Source organism: Cobetia sp. Ld8 (genome assembly GCF_045066615.1).
In the GTDB taxonomy this organism is placed as follows: domain Bacteria; phylum Pseudomonadota; class Gammaproteobacteria; order Pseudomonadales; family Halomonadaceae; genus Cobetia; species Cobetia amphilecti.
In genome coordinates this window covers 336,217-352,903 of record NZ_JBISHF010000007.1, presented here as the reverse complement: position 1 = coordinate 352,903, position 16,687 = coordinate 336,217, and the positions used below count along the sequence as shown (strand labels likewise).

Annotated in this window: 13 protein-coding genes; 2 read left to right on the top strand and 11 right to left on the bottom strand. The window is 60.2% G+C overall.

The window, feature by feature from the left end; translation table 11 throughout:
- Positions 1-154 precede the first annotated feature (154 nt).
- Positions 155-1,105, top strand: a complete 951-nt coding sequence (locus tag ACJJV2_RS06410) for an SDR family oxidoreductase (protein WP_405279111.1) — start codon at positions 155-157, stop codon at positions 1,103-1,105.
- A 49-nt stretch (positions 1,106-1,154) separates the two neighbouring features.
- Positions 1,155-1,850, top strand: a complete 696-nt coding sequence (locus ACJJV2_RS06405) for a fibrobacter succinogenes major paralogous domain-containing protein (protein WP_405279109.1) — start codon at positions 1,155-1,157, stop codon at positions 1,848-1,850.
- 330 nt (positions 1,851-2,180) lie between these two features.
- On the opposite strand, the gene ACJJV2_RS06400 is transcribed toward ACJJV2_RS06405, so the two are convergent.
- The 11 genes from ACJJV2_RS06400 to ACJJV2_RS06350 form a co-directional block, all read right to left on the bottom strand.
- Entirely contained in the window at positions 2,181-2,525 is a 345-nt protein-coding gene (locus tag ACJJV2_RS06400) for a hypothetical protein (protein ID WP_405279107.1), read from the bottom strand.
- Positions 2,526-2,734: 209 nt separating this feature from the next.
- Positions 2,735-3,325, bottom strand: coding sequence for an ankyrin repeat domain-containing protein (locus ACJJV2_RS06395; RefSeq protein WP_405279104.1), 591 nt, complete (start codon positions 3,323-3,325; stop codon positions 2,735-2,737).
- Between the two features lie 192 nt (positions 3,326-3,517).
- Positions 3,518-5,056: a catalase gene (locus ACJJV2_RS06390; protein ID WP_405279101.1), complete on the bottom strand. Its 1,539-nt coding sequence runs from the start codon at positions 5,054-5,056 to the stop codon at positions 3,518-3,520.
- Positions 5,057-5,766: 710 nt separating this feature from the next.
- Complete coding sequence (locus ACJJV2_RS06385; RefSeq protein WP_054557121.1) at positions 5,767-7,374, bottom strand: BCCT family transporter; 1,608 nt, start codon at positions 7,372-7,374, stop codon at positions 5,767-5,769.
- A gap of 553 nt (positions 7,375-7,927) precedes the next feature.
- Positions 7,928-9,352, bottom strand: a complete 1,425-nt coding sequence (locus tag ACJJV2_RS06380) for an NAD-dependent succinate-semialdehyde dehydrogenase (protein ID WP_405279097.1) — start codon at positions 9,350-9,352, stop codon at positions 7,928-7,930.
- A gap of 131 nt (positions 9,353-9,483) precedes the next feature.
- The gene (locus tag ACJJV2_RS06375; RefSeq protein ID WP_405279095.1) at positions 9,484-10,407 is read right to left on the bottom strand and encodes a LysR substrate-binding domain-containing protein; all 924 of its coding nucleotides are present in this window, start codon (positions 10,405-10,407) and stop codon (positions 9,484-9,486) included.
- Between the two features lie 141 nt (positions 10,408-10,548).
- Complete coding sequence (locus tag ACJJV2_RS06370; RefSeq protein ID WP_107334502.1) at positions 10,549-12,141, bottom strand: BCCT family transporter; 1,593 nt, start codon at positions 12,139-12,141, stop codon at positions 10,549-10,551.
- Between the two features lie 279 nt (positions 12,142-12,420).
- Entirely contained in the window at positions 12,421-13,773 is a 1,353-nt protein-coding gene (locus ACJJV2_RS06365; protein ID WP_279833049.1) for an adenylosuccinate lyase family protein, read from the bottom strand.
- Positions 13,774-13,913: 140 nt separating this feature from the next.
- The gene (locus tag ACJJV2_RS06360) at positions 13,914-15,005 is read right to left on the bottom strand and encodes a zinc-binding dehydrogenase (RefSeq protein WP_107334500.1); all 1,092 of its coding nucleotides are present in this window, start codon (positions 15,003-15,005) and stop codon (positions 13,914-13,916) included.
- A 285-nt stretch (positions 15,006-15,290) separates the two neighbouring features.
- Entirely contained in the window at positions 15,291-15,668 is a 378-nt protein-coding gene (locus tag ACJJV2_RS06355) for a hypothetical protein (RefSeq protein WP_107334499.1), read from the bottom strand.
- A complete protein-coding gene (locus tag ACJJV2_RS06350) occupies positions 15,665-16,522 on the bottom strand; it encodes an N-acyl homoserine lactonase family protein (RefSeq protein ID WP_405279090.1) in 858 nt (285 codons plus the stop codon). The genes ACJJV2_RS06355 and ACJJV2_RS06350 overlap by 4 nt, the downstream gene beginning before the upstream one ends.
- Positions 16,523-16,687 lie beyond the last annotated feature (165 nt).

The window sequence follows — 16,687 nt, the reverse complement described above, 5'->3', positions numbered from 1 at the left end:
CTTCTCGATACTTATAGTGTCTCTACAGCAAACACGCACCAGACACGCAAGGCTCGCAGGACACGACCGTACGCAAAGCCAGACGCAGCTCTCGTGCGCGCCCCTGACGTATCCCAAGCGCAACCGCCGCACACCTGCCATCAGGATCTTGACCATGACTCGCAACACCCCATTTGGCCCCAAGGGCTGGACCCCGGACAGAATCGGCTCGCTCGTCGGCAAGACCTATCTCATCACCGGCGCCAATAGCGGCGCGGGCTTTCAGGCGACGCGCATATTGCTGAGCAAGGGTGCCGCCGTCGTGATGCTGAATCGCAACCCGACCAGATCAGAGGCGGCCATCGCGGCACTGCAAGAGGAGTTTGGCCCCGCGGCGAATGTCAGTCATATACGCATGGATCTGGCGGAACTGGCCTGCGTACGCAGAGCGGCCGCGGAAGTGCTGGAGAAGGTCCCGCAGATCGATGCCCTCATCTGCAATGGCGCCATCGCTCAGGTTTCCCGTCAGCAACTCACCGTCGACGGTTTCGAAAGTCAGCTGGGCGTGAATCACTACGGGCATTTCCTGCTGTGCGGGCTGCTGTTCGAGCGCATCGATGCCTCCAACGGGCGGATCGTCGTGGTCTCCAGTGAAGGCCACAAGATGGGCCTGAAAACCATCCAGTTCGATGACATGAACTGGGAGCACAACTATCACCCGAACAAGGTCTATAGCCACAGCAAGCTGGCACAGATGATGTTCGCCTATGAATTGCAGGACAGGATTGAGGCGGCAGGCCGCCAGGTAAACGTCTTTGTCTGCCATCCGGGCGCGTCCAATACCTCACTGATTCGTGACAACGCCAATCTGGCGACTCGACTCAGCTGGGCAGTGATGGTGAAGACGGGAATGGCGCAGACGGCCGAGAAAGGCGCTTACCCGGAAGTCATGTGCGCCACCGAGGAGACTCTCAGGCAGCGGGCCTACCATGGCCCGACGGGGCTGATGAATTTCGGCGGGCCGGTGGGCGAGTGTGAATTGGGGGCATTCGTTCTGGAGAAGAGCGTCATGACCCGGCTATGGCAAGTCTCGGAGAAGGCAACGCAGTTGAGCTGGTCAATTTGACCTTGAGCCGACCACCGACCTTCCCGCCACCTCTAGGGAGGTGAATCCCATGAATGTATCACTGCTAGTGACAGGTCTCCTGATGATGATTCCGAACATGTCGTTTGCCAACAGCCTTTATGACGAGATCATCCAGCCGGAGACCTCGATTCAGGACAGTGAAGGCAATACCTATCGCAGCGTGAAGATTGGCGATCAGACCTGGCTTGCCGACAACCTAAGAACGACTCGCTACCAGGATGGCTCGCCCATCCGGACGGCATTCATTCCTGAGGATGATCCCGACAACCTGTTGTCATATGGCCGTCTGTATGACTGGCACGATGTCAGTGATGCTCGCAATCTCTGCCCGGTGGGCTGGAGAGTCGCCTCGGATGAAGACTGGAAAGCGCTGGAACGCGCCATCGGAATTGCAGAAAAGGAGATCGACTCGACGGGCTGGCGTGGCGATGATGATATCGCCATCACGCTCAAGGCGGCTCAACCCGCTTCCCTGTTGACGTCCTTCGATCAGGCGCGCATCAATCTCACCGGCTTTTCAGCCAGACCGGCGGGCGTGAAGTGGAAAGGCTGGTATATCACCCAGGGCGCCTACGCCGAATTCTGGACCCGCAGTGAGGCGACACCGACCAAAGCGTTTGCCAGAACACTGGCCTACTCCTGGTGGAATCCGCACAAGGGCGAGATCCGCCGAGCGACACTTGGCAAGGATGGCATGTTCTCGGTGAGATGCGTGAAGGAGTGATCAGATCACAACACTGTGGGTAATGGGAGGGGCACAGTCGGTAGTGATATAGGTGCAAGGAGCGCTTGAGCAAGGACTCTGATCCGGTGAATCACGCCGATTGAAGACATTCTGGCGTCAGCGAGTGAAAGCGTGGTTCAACAAGAATCCTTGCTGAAGGGTTCCTGCCGGTTCCGGGAGCAAGATGACATCGTCATGGTCAAGCGTCTTTCCGCAAATGGCGGGCTTCACGTTATTGTGTCGTGCTGATCATTGCTGGCTGGCAGCTAGCGCTCAGAAAGACTCGACCATGATGTCACGCACACTCCATCCCGGAGGTGATATCGGCTGTCAGGCGCTCTCGCTCAAGGCATGCTCGATGCGGGTGGCGGGAACACTCTTGCCGGCATCATTCACGAAATCCGTCGCGTGATTCTTGTCTTCAATGGCCCACTTGCGAGCATGTCCGCGGCTGCCTTCTTCACTCAAGGCATGCTGCGCTCTGCCTGCCGCCACGCTCATGCCGCTTTCCACATAGACTTGCGTGCTGCGCTCGGCCGGCTGCGCCTGCCCCATGATACGGCTCTCGCTCAATGCCTCACGGACACGGATGTCGCTTTCGCCATTGTCGGCAAATGCCGCATTGCTCACAGCACACAGCGCAGCTGTCACACACAGTACTTTCATGGCTTTCATGATGTCACTTCTCGTCTTTTGCGTTGGGTTGGTCAGATCTGCAAGACTTGCGCTTTGCTGAACGTCAGATTGATAAAGCTCAAGATTGATAGAACGTGAAATCGATAGAACGTCAGGTTGGTGGCGCCAAGGGCCTGTGAGCCAAGCGCGATGTCAGCCGATAGACTCCCCGAACAGGCTTCACTGGCCACCCTTGGCCACGCCTGACCTCACATATTGAACTTCACCAGCGTCACGATACGTGACAGGCCCTGGGCCGCCGCCAATGACTGCGCAGTATTGCCACGCGCATCCTGGATCGAGGGGTCCGCACCTGCCTGCAGCAACAGTTTGATGATGTCTTCATTGCCGAACAGAGACGCCATCATCAGCGCCGTCTGGCCACTGTAATTGCGATGATTCACATCACAGTCGGTATTGGCGATCAGCCATCTGGCTGTCTCGTCAAAGCCGCGAAACGCCACGCCCATGAAGGCATTGCTGCCCTTTTCATCGAGTGCACAGGCGTCAGCTCCGGCAGACTTCAGCAGCGCCAGGGTGTCGGTATGCCCGTAGTAGGCCGCGAGAATGAAAGGGGTATAGCTGCGGGAATTGGTGACCGAGAGATCACCGCCCTGCTGAACATATTCACGGATTTCGGCATTGTCGCCATCGCGTGCGGCGTCAAAGATATCGATGTCGCCAGCCGCGACAGCCTGCCCCGCCATCACCATCATCAGCAGACTGGCCAACACCGCCAGCCATCTTCTGCCCAGGCCGTGTTGCTGCCCGATGGGGTCTATGGCTCGCATCGTATGCATCTTGCGCTCCTCTCTCGTCTTTCGCTCGTGTTGAGCTCGTCTGGCGCACATGTTGCGCTCGTGTTGCGGCCGGCAGAGGAGCGCAAGCTCCCCTGCCGGGTGAAACAGGCCCGGGACTTCCGGCAGCGGTTGATCGCGATCGCATCACGCTTTTCTTCATACGCTTTGCTTTCAGCCGCTGACTCAGACGTCTCAGTCCTCGATCAGCTCTTCCACGTCGTCCATGTCGACGTCTGCCACCTTGGCCAGACGCTCACCGTATTCGTGGTCGGCCTGGTAGAAGTGGCTGACCATGATCTCGCGGATCTCCTCGCTCTTGACCTTGCCCAGGTCAGTCCCCAGCGCCTGGATCAGAGCGTCCTGATCCTGCTCGGAGAAGGAGCGATACAGCTCACCGGCCTGAGCGAAGTTCTGCTGCTTGCCGATCGGCTGCTGCTGGGTGGTGCCATTCAGGGTGTAGCGCTTGTACTCGTACTGGCTGTCATCCACCAGCGAGTCGGCGTTGCGGCTCGGCTGATAGTTGATGGAGCCGGAACGCGGCTTGGAGTAACCCGCGCCGTCCTGATGGTTGTTGTGCACCTCATTCTTGGGCGCATTCACCGGCAGCTGCATGAAGTTGGCTCCCAGGCGATAACGCTGGGCATCGGCGTAGGCGAACAGACGCCCCTGCAGCATGCGGTCTTCGGACGGCTCGACACCCGGCACCAGGTTGGCCGGCGACATGGCCGCCTGCTCGGTTTCCTGGAAGAAGTTGTCCGGCGTACGATTCAGCGTCAGCTCACCGACCTTGCGGGCAGGAATCAGGTCTTCCGGCCACAACTTGGTGGTATCGAGCGGATTGAAATCGAAGCTGTTCAGCTTGCTGGGATCCAGAGTCTGGATATAGAGATCCCAGACCGGGTCATCGCCGGCATCCAGATGGGTGTAGAGGTCATCGGTCAGATGGTTGAAGTCAGTGGACTGCACCTTGGCGGCTTCTTGCGGCGTCATGCCGTGGTTGCCCTGACGCGACTTCCAGGTGAACTTCACGTACTTCCAGTCGCCTTCGGCATTGACGAACTTGAAGGCATGCACGCCAGAACCATCCATCTCACGCAGGCTGGTCGGAATCCCCAGCGGCGAGTAGAGGTAGGTCAGCATGTTGGTGCTTTCGGGGATATGGCTGAAGAAATCGAAGTAGCGATTCGGGTCCTGCAGGTTGGTACGCGGGTCCGGCTTCAGCGCATGGATCATGTCCGGGAACTTCATCGCATCGCGGATGAAGAACACCGGGAAGTTGATGCCCACGATGTCCCAGTTGCCCTGCTCGGTGTAGAACTTGACGGCGAAGCCACGCGGGTCGCGCAGGGTTTCCGGCGAGCCCTTGCTGTTGATCACGCTGGAGAAGCGCACGAAGACCGGTGTCACCTGGCCCTTGTCCTGGAAAGGTGCCGCGACGGTCAGGTCGGTCAGGTCCGCGGTGGCACGGAACTCACCGTAGGCACCGGTACCACGAGCGTGAACGACACGCTCCGGAATGCGCTCACGCTCGAAGTGCGCCAGCTTCTCCAGCAGATGGTGGTCCTGCAGGAGTGTCGGGCCGTTCGGGCCGGCGGTCAGGGAGTTCTGGTTGTTGCCGACCGGCGCACCATTGGAGCGAGTCATCACTTCCTGCTGCGCCAGACTGCTGGCAGAAAGGCCCAGCGCCATCACGGCCGTCAGGGTCTTCATGGGAAAACGTACGTTCAGCATCTCGCAAATTCCTCGTTAAATCAGGGAGTAACGGGGCGAGGAGTATTGGCGAGAAGTTACCATAGCAAAAATAAATAATAACTAACCAGGCAATAGTTAAAACCTAACTCGTTGCAATATAAGCACCAGTTGATTCATCCCGCCAGCGAGGAACCCGAGGTGGCGTCCACCACGACGACCACGACTTGCTGCATGTTCATGCATACAGGTGTCGCGCTGATGCGGTTTTCAGGCCAGATGCAAACTCCTCCCTCATCAATCGCCCAGCGAGAGACCGCCAACCCAAGGCCTTAGGGCCAGACGTTCAGGCCAGGATTGTTGCGTCCTGTCATCCAATCCGGGCGGCTCAAGATACTCGATGCTGGCCGTCGCCCACCTCGAATACGCACGAATCAAGGCCCATCGTCAGCCCACTCCCCCTTTTTGCCTTGTCGTCCGCTGCCGTCCGCCTGTTGCTGAGAGCCTACTGTTGAGCGCCTCTCGACAAGCGCTATAGGACTTGATCGCCCCTGCCAGAAATGACAAAGAGAAAGGACCGAGAGCAATGAACGAGAGGCATGGCCGAGCGAAGAGCCGGGCATGGTATGCCTGAGCCAGGCCAAACCTGCGCCTTGTCAGGCGTTGGCATACGCCAGAAACGACAAGGGCCCCTCATGTTGAGGGGCCCTTGTCGTTAGGTCTTGCGACGTATCTTTCAGCGCATGGCGCGGTTACGCCTGACGATTCGTCTTCTTCGGCTTGCGCTGGAAGGCCGGCATGTCATCGATGACCAGTACCGGATTCAGCTCTTCCTTGGGGAAGTCATTCTTGAGCCAGCGCAGCATCGAGAGCGCCAGAATCAGCATCACCGGAATCATCGGCAGCGCCACCACGATGGTCGAGGTCTGTACCGTCTGCAGGCCACCCAACTGGATCAGCGCAACCCCGACGGCCGCGATCAGGAAGGCCCAGATCAAGCGGAACGAGCGCTTGGGCTCCTGATACCCGGAGAGCTTGCGTGAGGTCACCGAGGCCAGCACGTAGGCCGAGCTGTCCAGCGTGGTCGCCAGGAAGATGAAGCACAGCAGGATGAAGGCCACCGTGACCAGCTTGGCATACGGCAGGGTCTGCAGAATGCCTTCCACCGCCAGCGGGATACCGCCACTGTCCAGCAGCGCCTTGATGTCCAGCGCGCCGCTGATCTGCAGGTCCAGCGCGTAACCACCCCACACCGCGAAGAACACCCAGGTTCCCAACGAGCCGAACACCAGCTCCGCGATGATCAGCTCACGGATGGTACGGCCGCGCGAGATACGCGCCACGAACAGCCCCACCATCGGCGCGTAGGCGATCCACCAGGCCCAGTAGAAGACGGTCCAGTCCTTCCAGAAGGTGGAATCCCCCGCCGGGTCGGTCCACAGGCTCATCGGGATGAAGTTGCCCAGGGTCTTGCCAAGGCTGTTGACGAAGCCTTCGACCATGAACTGCGAGTCACCGACGATGAAGGTGAAGGCCAGCAGGAAGATCGCCAGGATCACGTTGACGTCGGAGAGAATCTTGATGCCCTTGGCTAGGCCGAACCAGACACTGGCGGAGAACATCGCCGTCCAGATGCACAGCACCGCGACTTCCAGCCCGAAATTGGCTTCCATGCCGAGGATACCGCTGACCAGCTGTGACACCAGCGGTACCGCCAGCCCCAGCGAGGTGCCGACGCCGCCGACGATCCCGAACACGACGATGGAATCCAGCAGCACGCCCCAGGCGCCATCCGCATGACGGCCCAGCACGCCGCGCGAGGCGACGGACAGACGCACGCCATCACGCTTCTTGACGTACATGGAGTAGGCGATCGGCAGGCCCGGCAGGCAATAGAAGGCCCACGGCGTCAGCCCCCAGTGGAACTGACCGAAGGCCAGCGCCCACTCCGCGGCCTCACGGCTCTTGGCCGCCACGTGATAGGCCGGCGAGGTGTAGTAGTAGATCGGTTCGACCCACGCCCAGTTGACGATCGCGATCCCCATCCCGCAGGTGAAGATCATCGCCACCCAGCTGAAGTAGGAGAAATCGGGCGTGTCCTCTGCCCCGCCCAGGCGGACGTTGCCGTAGCGGCTGAAGGCCAGCCAGATGAGGAATCCGACGACGCTCAGGCCGGCCACCAGATACAGCCAGCCGAACTTGCCGGTGGCGAAGGAGAAAGCGGCATTGATCAGCGCGGTGCTGGCATCCGGGAACAGGATGACCGGGCCGATGAAGGCCAGGATGACCAATACGGCGGGGATGAAGACACGCGGGTCCAGATGATCGCCATCACTGGCGGGGGGAACTGCTTCTTGCACGACTACCACCTTAGTGAGAAAGCCCGAGCAAGAGGGGCGAGACGTCGCTCTTGCTCGGGCAGTTCGCTGTATTCAATAATTTTTCGTAATGAAAAGAGCGCAGTATTATACATTTTTTTATTCCACGCGCATTATACTTTCCCGGCAACCGCGGGGAGCATGAATCGCGACACGGTATTTTCTCATACAAACATGAATTTCATTCATCAATCTCGCGCTGCGCGCTCCCCCTTCTGCGCCCTCCTCGCACCATCCTCACGCCCTCCTCGACCCAAGTTTCCGCCAGACGCGAACAGGCCGCCGACACGTCAATGTCGGCGGCCTGTGGGTCTCAAGCGCTCATGAGCGGCGACTGTCACGCAGAAGCCAGCACCTGGCGCGGCAGTCTTTCCGCCCCTTGCTTCGCGAGGGTCTCGCCAGCCGATGCGCCACTATCAAGAGCCGCATCATCCACGTTCACCTCGTGTCTCAAGACACTCAGCGCTTGAGCACTTCTCATGCGCCGGAAGCTGACCCCTGCAAGCTCAGGGTCAGGCAAGCCGGCCTTGAGCGATCAGCACTGGCTGACGTACTGGGTCTTGATATAGGCATCCAGCGCTTCGATACCCCCCTCGACGCCATAGCCGCTATCGCCCCAGCCCCCGAGCGGCACCTCGGCAAAGTGCGCCGGCACGTCATTCACGCCGATCGTGCCCGCATAGATGTTGTCCTTGAAGAACTGCTGACGCGTCGGGTCATGCGTGAAGACATAGGCCGCCAGGCCGTAATCGACGCTGTTGGAAAGCGCGATGACCTCCTCATCCGTGCGGTAAGGCGTAATGGGCACGACCGGGCCGAAGATCTCGGTCTTCATCAATTCTGAATCCGGGTGCACATTCGTCAGCACGGTCGGGGCGAAGAAGAAGCCCTTGTCGCCCAGACGCTTGCCGCCGACTTCCACCTTGGCACCACGATGGCAGGCGTCATCCACCAGGGCCTGCATGGCATCCAGACGGCGGATGTTGGCCAGGGGCCCCATCTGCGTACCCGCCTGGCGGCCATCACCGACATTCAACTCGGCGGCAGCGGCGGTGAAGGTCGCCACGAAGCGCTCATAGACACTCTCGTGCACGAAATAGCGCGTCGGCGAGACACAGACCTGGCCGGCGTTGAAGAACTTCTTGGCCACCAGCATTCTGGCGACGCTCTCCACGTCGCTGTCCTGCGCGACGATGACCGGCGAATGGCCCCCCAGCTCCATGGTGACCGGCTTCATGTACTCACCGGACTTGGACGCCAGCAGCTTGCCCACCGGTGATGAGCCGGTGAAGGTGATCTTGCGCACGGCAGGATGCTCGATCAGGCGCGAGGAAATGTCCCCCGGCTTGCCCAGCAGCAGATTGATGGCCTTGCCCGGGACACCGGCATCCAGCAGGGCCTGCACGAGTGCGATCGACGAGCCCGGCGTCTCTTCCGCCGGCTTGAGCACACAGGAGCAACCCGCCCCCAGCAGCCCCGCCAGCTTCTTGGCCGTCAGCACGACCGGGAAGTTCCACGGCGAGAAGGCGGCGACGACGCCCACCGGCATCTTGCGAATCTCGATGCGATTGCCCGGCGTACGGCCCTGGATCAAGCGCCCGGCGATACGACGCGCTTCTTCACCGCCCCACTCCAGGAAGTCTGCCGCGCGTTCGATCTCACCCTCTGACTCCGCCAGCGGCTTGCCCTGCTCCTGGGTCAGGATGGCCGCGATGTCCGACTTGCGGGCGCGCAGCAGATCGGCAGAGCGCTTGAGGATCTCACCGCGCTTCCACTGCGGTACCGCCTTCCACTCCTCGAGCCCCTCTTTGGCGGAAGCCACTGCAGCGTCGATATCCTCGGCGCTGGCATGCAGGAACTCCCCGATCACCGACTCGTTGGCCGGGTCGATGACCTGCTCGCGAACGTCGCTGCTGCCGTCGGTCCAGTGTCCATTGATCAAAAGCTTGTAATTGTTCATGGCGTCCTCTTGGTGACATCTAGCTCGCTGATGACGGCCTGAGCCGGCCATAGCGAAGGGATTATGACGTGTGTGAAATCACGTGCTTGCGTGAACTGAAGGGCCTGCGTGAACTCATGGGCGTGCCTGACTCAGCGCGCGATACCCGCCGGCTGCGGCGCAGATTCCGGCGCCGCTGGACCGGCCTTGAACTTGCCTTTCAACCAGTTGATGAACATCGCCTCACCTGGCGTATGGGTGCCATTGGCCGGCTCGAGCACATAGAAATCCTCGACGCTGGCGACTTCGCCGCCCGGAACCTTGACCAGCTGACCGCTGGCCAGGTGGTCACCGACCAGCGAGTCCAGTGCCAGCGTGACGTAAGGCCCATTGGCGGCCAGCTCATAGGCCAGCAGATTGTTCTCCACCGACAGGGCCGGCTGGCAGCTCTGCAGGGGGATGCCATTCTGGTGGGCCCACTCCAGCCAGCCGGTGCGATTGCCCATGATGGCCACCAGTGGATGCGTCAAGACGTCTTCCAGCGAGGTGATTCGAGCGGCCAATTCGGGCGAGCACACGGGGTAGGTGGTGTCCCGGCTCAGGCGATGGCAGTGATAGCCTGCCCAGCCGCCCTCGCCGTAGCGAATCTCGACACCGGCGCTGCTCTGATCGAAGTCCGACAACCAGAACCCGGTGTAGAGCTCGAAGGAGACGCCCGGACACAGGGCATGGAATTCATGCAGGTGGCGGGTGAGCCAGTGCTCCACGAAGGAGTAGTTCGCCCGCACCGTGACCGTGTCGCGTCGATCACGGCCGAACATCTGATCGGTCGCGTTCGAGATGCTGTCCAGTGATACCTTGATGACGTTGTAGTAATGGCGTCCCACATCGGTCAGCGCCACGCCCTTCTTGCTGCGGGTAATCAACCGCTTGCCCAGATACTCTTCCAGCGACTTGAGCTGCTGGCTCACCGCGGATTGGGTCACGCTGAGGCGCTCAGCCGCCAGCGTGATGGAGCCGGCGTCGACGACGGCCTTGAAGATGAACAACCAGTTATGGGGAGGGGGACGTTTCATCGCTGCTTCTCTGCTGCCTGCCTGGACCATGCTCGAACCTTCCGATTTCGAGCCTCGATACCCCGTCGCTTCCTTGATCGGGGCCGCGTGCCTGGCATCCTAACGCTCTCGCCTGACAGCCACGCGGCATTACGACCACTCTCAGACTTTTTCCACCGGCTTGAGCTTGATCTTGACGCTCTCGAAGTCCGCATCGGCGTGCAGATAGCGGAAGGTGGAGATCATCATCGCGATCATCACGAACACCAACGGCAAGGCGACGATGATCGAGGCGGTCTGCAGACTCTTCAGGCCACCCACGAACAGCAGTGACAGCGGGAAGATGGTGATGACGAAGCACCAGAACAGGCGATTGCTCTTTTCAGGCTCCTGCCCTTCGCCCAACTGGCGCGAGGTGGCACAGGCCAGCACATAGGCCGCCGAGTCAAAGGTGGTCGCCAGCAGCACGATGCCGGAGATGACCAGCGCGATCAGCACCAGGGCAGCGCCGGGCAGCTGGTTGAAGACCTCGATGACCGCCGCCGGTGCTCCCGCGGAATTGACCAGCTCTGCCACCTGCAGCTGACCGGTCATCTGCAGATCCACCGAATACCCTCCGACCACGACATAGAACAGCGCGGTACCGGCGGTCCCGAAGACCAGCATGCCGACGATGACTTCGCGGATGGTGCGCCCCTGGGAGATACGCGTCACGAACATGCCCATGAAGGGGGCGTAGGCGATCCACCAGGCCCAGTAGAAGACGGTCCATGCCTGCGGGAAGCCACCCTTGGCCACGCTGTCGGTCACGGTGCTCAGCTCGAGGAAGTGCTGCAGCGTATAGCCGACGGAATCAAAGCCCAGGCTGATGATGAAGTGCGTCGGGCCGACCAGCAGGATGTAGGCCACGATGGCCAGCGTGACGACGGTGGAGAAGATGCTCAGTCGCTTGATGCCTTTGTCCAGTCCGAGACCGCTACTGATGGTGAAGACAGCGGTGCAGACCAGAATGATGGCGATATCCAGCTCCACCCCCGGTGTCAGGCCGAAGACACTCGCCAGCGCAGTACTGATCATCGGAGTGCCGAGTCCCAGCGAGGTGGCGGCGGCGCCCAGCATGCCGAACAGGAACAGGTAATTGATGGCGGTGCCAAGCGGTCCGTCCACCAGCCCGCCCAGAGCGCCACGGCAGGACTCGCTGAGGTTGTAGATGTGGGTCTGGCGCACATAGAAGATGTAGGACATCGCCACGGCGGGGACGCAGTACATGGCCCAGGCGGAAGGCCCCCAGTGGAAGATGCCGTAGGCCTGTCCGATGGTGTAGAGCGCGGGGTCCTTGGCGTCCATGCCCAGTGGCGGCCAATTGAAGTGGAAGCCCCATTCGGTGCCCGCCCACAGCATCAGCCCGGTCGCGTTGCCGGCCAGGAAGACCATCATGATCCACGAGCTCTTGGAGAACTCGGGCTTGTCGGTCTGGCGGGCACTCAGGCGAATGTCGCCGAAGCGTGAGATGGCGAGATAGACCAGAAACAGCATGCAGGCGAGCGGCATGCCCAGGAAGACGACGTCGAAGTTGCGCGTCATCCAACCGAAGATCATGTCCATCGACTGCTTGCCCTGCTCGGGGAACAGGATCAATGGCAAGGCGACGGCGGCGACGATCAGGATGCTGATGATCTGCATTCTGCGATTGCTGTTGGACGGCGCGGAGGCAGATCTCTCCTGCGCGCCCTTATCAGAGGCGGCGTAAGACATGGCGTTATCCTTTTTATCGTTATAAGTGCATGGTGCTGTTGAATCGGCGTGGCGAACGCTCAGCCTGAATGCGGGGTGGGCTCCTCGGGTTGGCGCGCCCGAGGAGTCCGAGCCGATACCTGACAGGCATGGCGATGGCGCTTCGCAAACATGGCTCGTCGTCTCGCGACGTATTCCTCAAATCCTTTTTTTTCAGATTCTTTTGTTCAAATCCTTTTATTCAAATCCTGTAGTCAAGACCTGTCTTTCAAACTCTGGTCATTTAGCTGGCGCAGAGGGTCAGTCAGCCCGGGCCGACGTCGTCATGCGATCGACGATGGTGGTCGCCATGCCCAGGTAGGAGGCAGGCGACAGCACGGTGGCCAGCTGCTCCGGACTCAGGTGGCCGGTGACGGCCGGATTGGCGCACAGCGCGGCATGCAGCGAGATACCGTCACGTTGCGCGTCACGGCAGGCCGCATAGACGACATCGTGGGCTTCCTGACGCCCCATGCCCTTGGCCAGCGCCATCATCGCCGATTCGGCCACGATCAGGCCCTGACTCAGCCCCAGATTCTTCTCCATCTGCTGCGGGAAGACTTCCAGCCCCTCGAGCACGAAGACCGCCTGGGAGACCGCGCAATGGGCAAGCACGAAGGCCTGCGGGAGCCCGATCCACTCGGCATGCCAGGGGCCGGTTGCGCGTTCGAAATCGGCTTCCTGGGCATCCATCAGCAACGCGGCCGCCTTCTTGACGCCCATGTTGCAGCCACGAATCACCTCGCAGGAGATGGGGTTACGCTTCTGCGGCATGGTGGAGGAGGCTCCGCGGTCCTTGACGAACGGCTCGGACAGCTCGGCGATCTCATCCATGCACATAATCATGATGTCGAAGGCGATCTTGCCCAGCGCTCCGGTCATGAGCGCCAGATGGCAACCGGCTTCGGCAAAGCCATCGCGGGTCGCATGCCAGGGCACCTGCGGCGCATTCAGCCCCAGCTCCTCGGCGAAGGCTGAGGTCAGTGCCTCGGCATTGTGCTCGATGGAGGCCAGCGTGCCGGCAGCGCCCCACAGCTGGGCGTTCAGCACCCGCGGCTGCATCTCGCTCAGGCGGGTACGCGCTCGCCGCACGCCGTCCAGCCAGATGGCGGCCTTGTAGCCGAAGGTCACCGGCAAGGCATGTTGCAGATGCGTGCGCCCCGCCATCACCGTCTCACGATGCTCTCGTGCCAGCGCCGCCAGTGCCTGCTCGACACGCTCAAGGTCGCGATCGATCAATGCCAGACCTTCGCGTATCTGCAGCACGGTGCCGGTATCCATGATGTCCTGGGTCGTCGCCCCCCAGTGCACATAGCCACTGGCCGAGGGGCCGGCGGCTTCGGACAGTTGACGCACCAGTCCCAGTACCGGGTAGCCCACGATGCCGGCGTCGCGTGCCAGGCGCGGCATGTCGACGCTCATCTCGCGCGCGGCGTCATCGATCTGCTGGCCTGCCTGGGCAGGAATGATATCGAGCCGTGCCTGGGCCCGCGCCAGGGCGGCCTCCGCCTGCAGCATGGCGGTTACCCGCGCCTCATCATTGAAGACGGCCTGCATGGCCTCGGAGTGAAACAACGGCGCGAAGAGTTGTGAGTCGGTAATGGAAGCGGTCATGACGATGTCCTGGCGGCTCCCCGGTGACAGGGAGCGCTTGATGGGCCGCGCAAGGGACTCCCCTGTCACGGATCATTGGCTGAGCGGCTGGCGAATGAAGAAGCGAGTGGCAGAGACAGCCAGGCTGTCTCTGCGGGCAATCATCCCTCGCCGCTCATCACGATGGAGGCGCGTGTCACCTTGCGAGCCAGTGAATCGGCCAGCGCATTCTCGACACATTCGAGGGAATACTCGGTATCCAGCAGCTTCTCGAACGGCAATGTCGTCATGTTGTCGCTGAGGAATTTCAGCGAGTGCCACAGATAACGAGGCTGGTAGCGCATCACCGGAATGATGGTGACCTGCTGACGGGTGATGAAGCCCGGGTCAACGGCGATGGTCTTGCCTGGCGTGACATTGCCCATCGTCACCAGCTTGCCGCCGCTGCGCACCAGCTCGATGCCCTCGACGAACGCTTCCGGGACTCCCGCGACTTCCAGGCAGACATCGGCGCCATTGCCACCGGTCAGCTCCTTGAGACGCTCGATACGCGATTCCTTGCTCGGGTAGTCCTTGAAGTTGATCACGTTGTCGGCGCCGAACTCACGCGCCAGTGCCAGACGCCCTTCATCGGCGTCGATCACGGTGACAGTCGCGCCCTTGCGATGGGCGATGGCCGTGGCGTAGATGCCGAGGCCACCCGCACCCTGGACCACGACGTGGTCCTGCATCTTGACCTCCGCCAGATCCAGGCCATAGAAGACCTGTGACAGGGCGCAGTTGGCGCCTGCCGCCAGCTTGTCGGGCACGTTGTCCGGCACCTTGTAGAAGAACTGGCCGGGATGGATGAAGTAGTGGGTAGAGAAGGTAGTGTGGAAGTGCGGCGCTTCCTGAGGAGATCTGGCCCAGAAGCTATAGGCGTTCTCACACAGGTTCAGCTTGCCGGATTGACAGGCCGGACAGCGCTGGCAGGCGATGAAATAGGTCGCCGCGATGCGGTCGCCCACGGCCAGCGGCACACCGGCATTGTCCGTCGTGACGCCCTCGCCCAGCTGATCGATCACCCCGACGGTCTCATGCCCCAGACCACCGCTCTTCTTGGGATGCTCGCCCTTCCAGATATGCAGCTCTGACCCGCAGACGTTGCTGCACAATACCTTGACCACCACGGCGCCCGGCCCCGGGGCTGGCACATCGAATTCCTGATAGCCCAATTTGCCCGGCTCACTCATCACTGCAATCTTGCCTTTCATGTTCCACCTCTGAATTATGTGTCCAGCTTGCGCGATAAAAAATACGGGTACTTGAACAAGGCGTCGTACCCGCCAATGGCGCGCTACCCAAACGCAAGACTGGTAAAAAGGGGGCTCTCTCTGGAGCCCGCTCAATTTTCTCTCTCGACTGGCTCTCGACTGGCTCTCGACTGGCTCGCGAAAGTTGCTCAACAGGCGCTCAACAAGTGCGCAACAGCCCTTTCAATCATGCTCTCAATCGCGCTTTCAACAGCCGCGTAATGACGGGGTGGATCGCCAAAAAAATCAGATCACACCATTCTTGCGTGTTTCCAGGGTTTCCTGGATGGAAATGACCGGCTCATCCCAGGGATGACTGGCAAAGATACTCAGAATCACCTGATCAAGAATCTTCTTGTCACGCACGATGGAAAATTCGACCAGTGTGGAATCCGTCATGTAGGGTTCATCGATATTTCCCGCATAGGTATCGCAGCCGGCACGCGGCGTACAACGCTCGGTACCGGAATGCGAACACCAGGAAACCCCATCATAATTGCCGTACTTCAGGTTGGTCGCCGTCTTGACTGATGCCAACACCTTCTCGAGGTATTCCTCAAGAACAAAGACGCGAACACGGTAGGACTCTACCAGTTGGATGTCGCACGCCACTGAGCTATTCATTCGTAATATCCATCAGTCGATTTGATAAGGGTGCTGAACTGCTCGCCATCATGACCGAACCAGACGTCAGCCTTGCTTGCGGCCGACAGTTTCTTGATGCGCTCGATGGTCTTCATGTAACCGATGGAGTCATAGAGCGTGGCGGGCAGGCGTGCGGGAGGCCCGTAGTTCTCGGCGGAGTAGACCGCGTCGGAGGCCAGGATGATGTTGTTGCTGCCGGCCATCTCGATCTTCAGGCCGAGCATCCCGTAGGAATGACCACTGCCGAAGTTGAGAATCTCGATGCCATCCAGCAAGGTAAGGTTGTCTTCTTCCGGCTTGATGATGCGCCAGGCAAGGTTGCTCTTTATCCAGGCATCCATATCAGCCCAGATGAAGCCATCGGCGTCACGGTTGTGTGCATAATGCACCAGGGCGGCATTGAATTCGTCCTGATGAACGATGATCTGTGCATTGGTGAAAAGCTCGAGACATCCTGAGTGATCAAGATGCAGGTGCGATACCACGACATAGTCGATTTCGCGCGGGTCCATGCCAATCTCTTCGAGTCGGCTGTGCAGATGACAATCCTGACCGTCCACTTCGGCGGTAAAGTGGAGCAGATTCTGGATCGCCGATGGCCAACGGCCATTCTCGCCCATGCCATCCGGATGGCAGGCAGTATCGAACAATACCTTGCCATCAGAGTGATCAATCAACACGGTATAGACAGGGAATTCGACCAGCGTGTTCGGCTTGTGTGGATCCTGTGCACTGGCGGGATCATGCATGCTGACCATGAAGTTCTTGTCCATCTTCATGCGTCCATTATCCAGCACATAAACCTTGGGATACTGCTTGATCAGGTTGGACATTTCTGTACGACCTCGGCGTTTGGCATGTCGTTATTGTCATAGTTATCGTTGGCGCTCAGGCAATATCGACCCGCGTCCAATCAGTGACAAACGCTATTTTTTAATGTTACCCCTTAGGTTTACTTATGTTTGCAAAATGCCACTGCGACGCCACCCTCTTGTGGC

Coding starts and splice junctions, on each gene's coding strand:
- ACJJV2_RS06410 (WP_405279111.1), top strand. CDS start 155: ATGACTCGCAACACCCCATTTGGCCCCAAGGGCTGGACCCCGGACAGA.
- ACJJV2_RS06405 (WP_405279109.1), top strand. CDS start 1,155: ATGAATGTATCACTGCTAGTGACAGGTCTCCTGATGATGATTCCGAAC.
- ACJJV2_RS06400 (WP_405279107.1), bottom strand. CDS start 2,525: ATGAAAGCCATGAAAGTACTGTGTGTGACAGCTGCGCTGTGTGCTGTG.
- ACJJV2_RS06395 (WP_405279104.1), bottom strand. CDS start 3,325: ATGCATACGATGCGAGCCATAGACCCCATCGGGCAGCAACACGGCCTG.
- ACJJV2_RS06390 (WP_405279101.1), bottom strand. CDS start 5,056: ATGCTGAACGTACGTTTTCCCATGAAGACCCTGACGGCCGTGATGGCG.
- ACJJV2_RS06380 (WP_405279097.1), bottom strand. CDS start 9,352: ATGAACAATTACAAGCTTTTGATCAATGGACACTGGACCGACGGCAGC.
- ACJJV2_RS06375 (WP_405279095.1), bottom strand. CDS start 10,407: ATGAAACGTCCCCCTCCCCATAACTGGTTGTTCATCTTCAAGGCCGTC.
- ACJJV2_RS06370 (WP_107334502.1), bottom strand. CDS start 12,141: ATGTCTTACGCCGCCTCTGATAAGGGCGCGCAGGAGAGATCTGCCTCC.
- ACJJV2_RS06365 (WP_279833049.1), bottom strand. CDS start 13,773: ATGACCGCTTCCATTACCGACTCACAACTCTTCGCGCCGTTGTTTCAC.
- ACJJV2_RS06360 (WP_107334500.1), bottom strand. CDS start 15,005: ATGAAAGGCAAGATTGCAGTGATGAGTGAGCCGGGCAAATTGGGCTAT.
- ACJJV2_RS06355 (WP_107334499.1), bottom strand. CDS start 15,668: ATGAATAGCTCAGTGGCGTGCGACATCCAACTGGTAGAGTCCTACCGT.
- ACJJV2_RS06350 (WP_405279090.1), bottom strand. CDS start 16,522: ATGTCCAACCTGATCAAGCAGTATCCCAAGGTTTATGTGCTGGATAAT.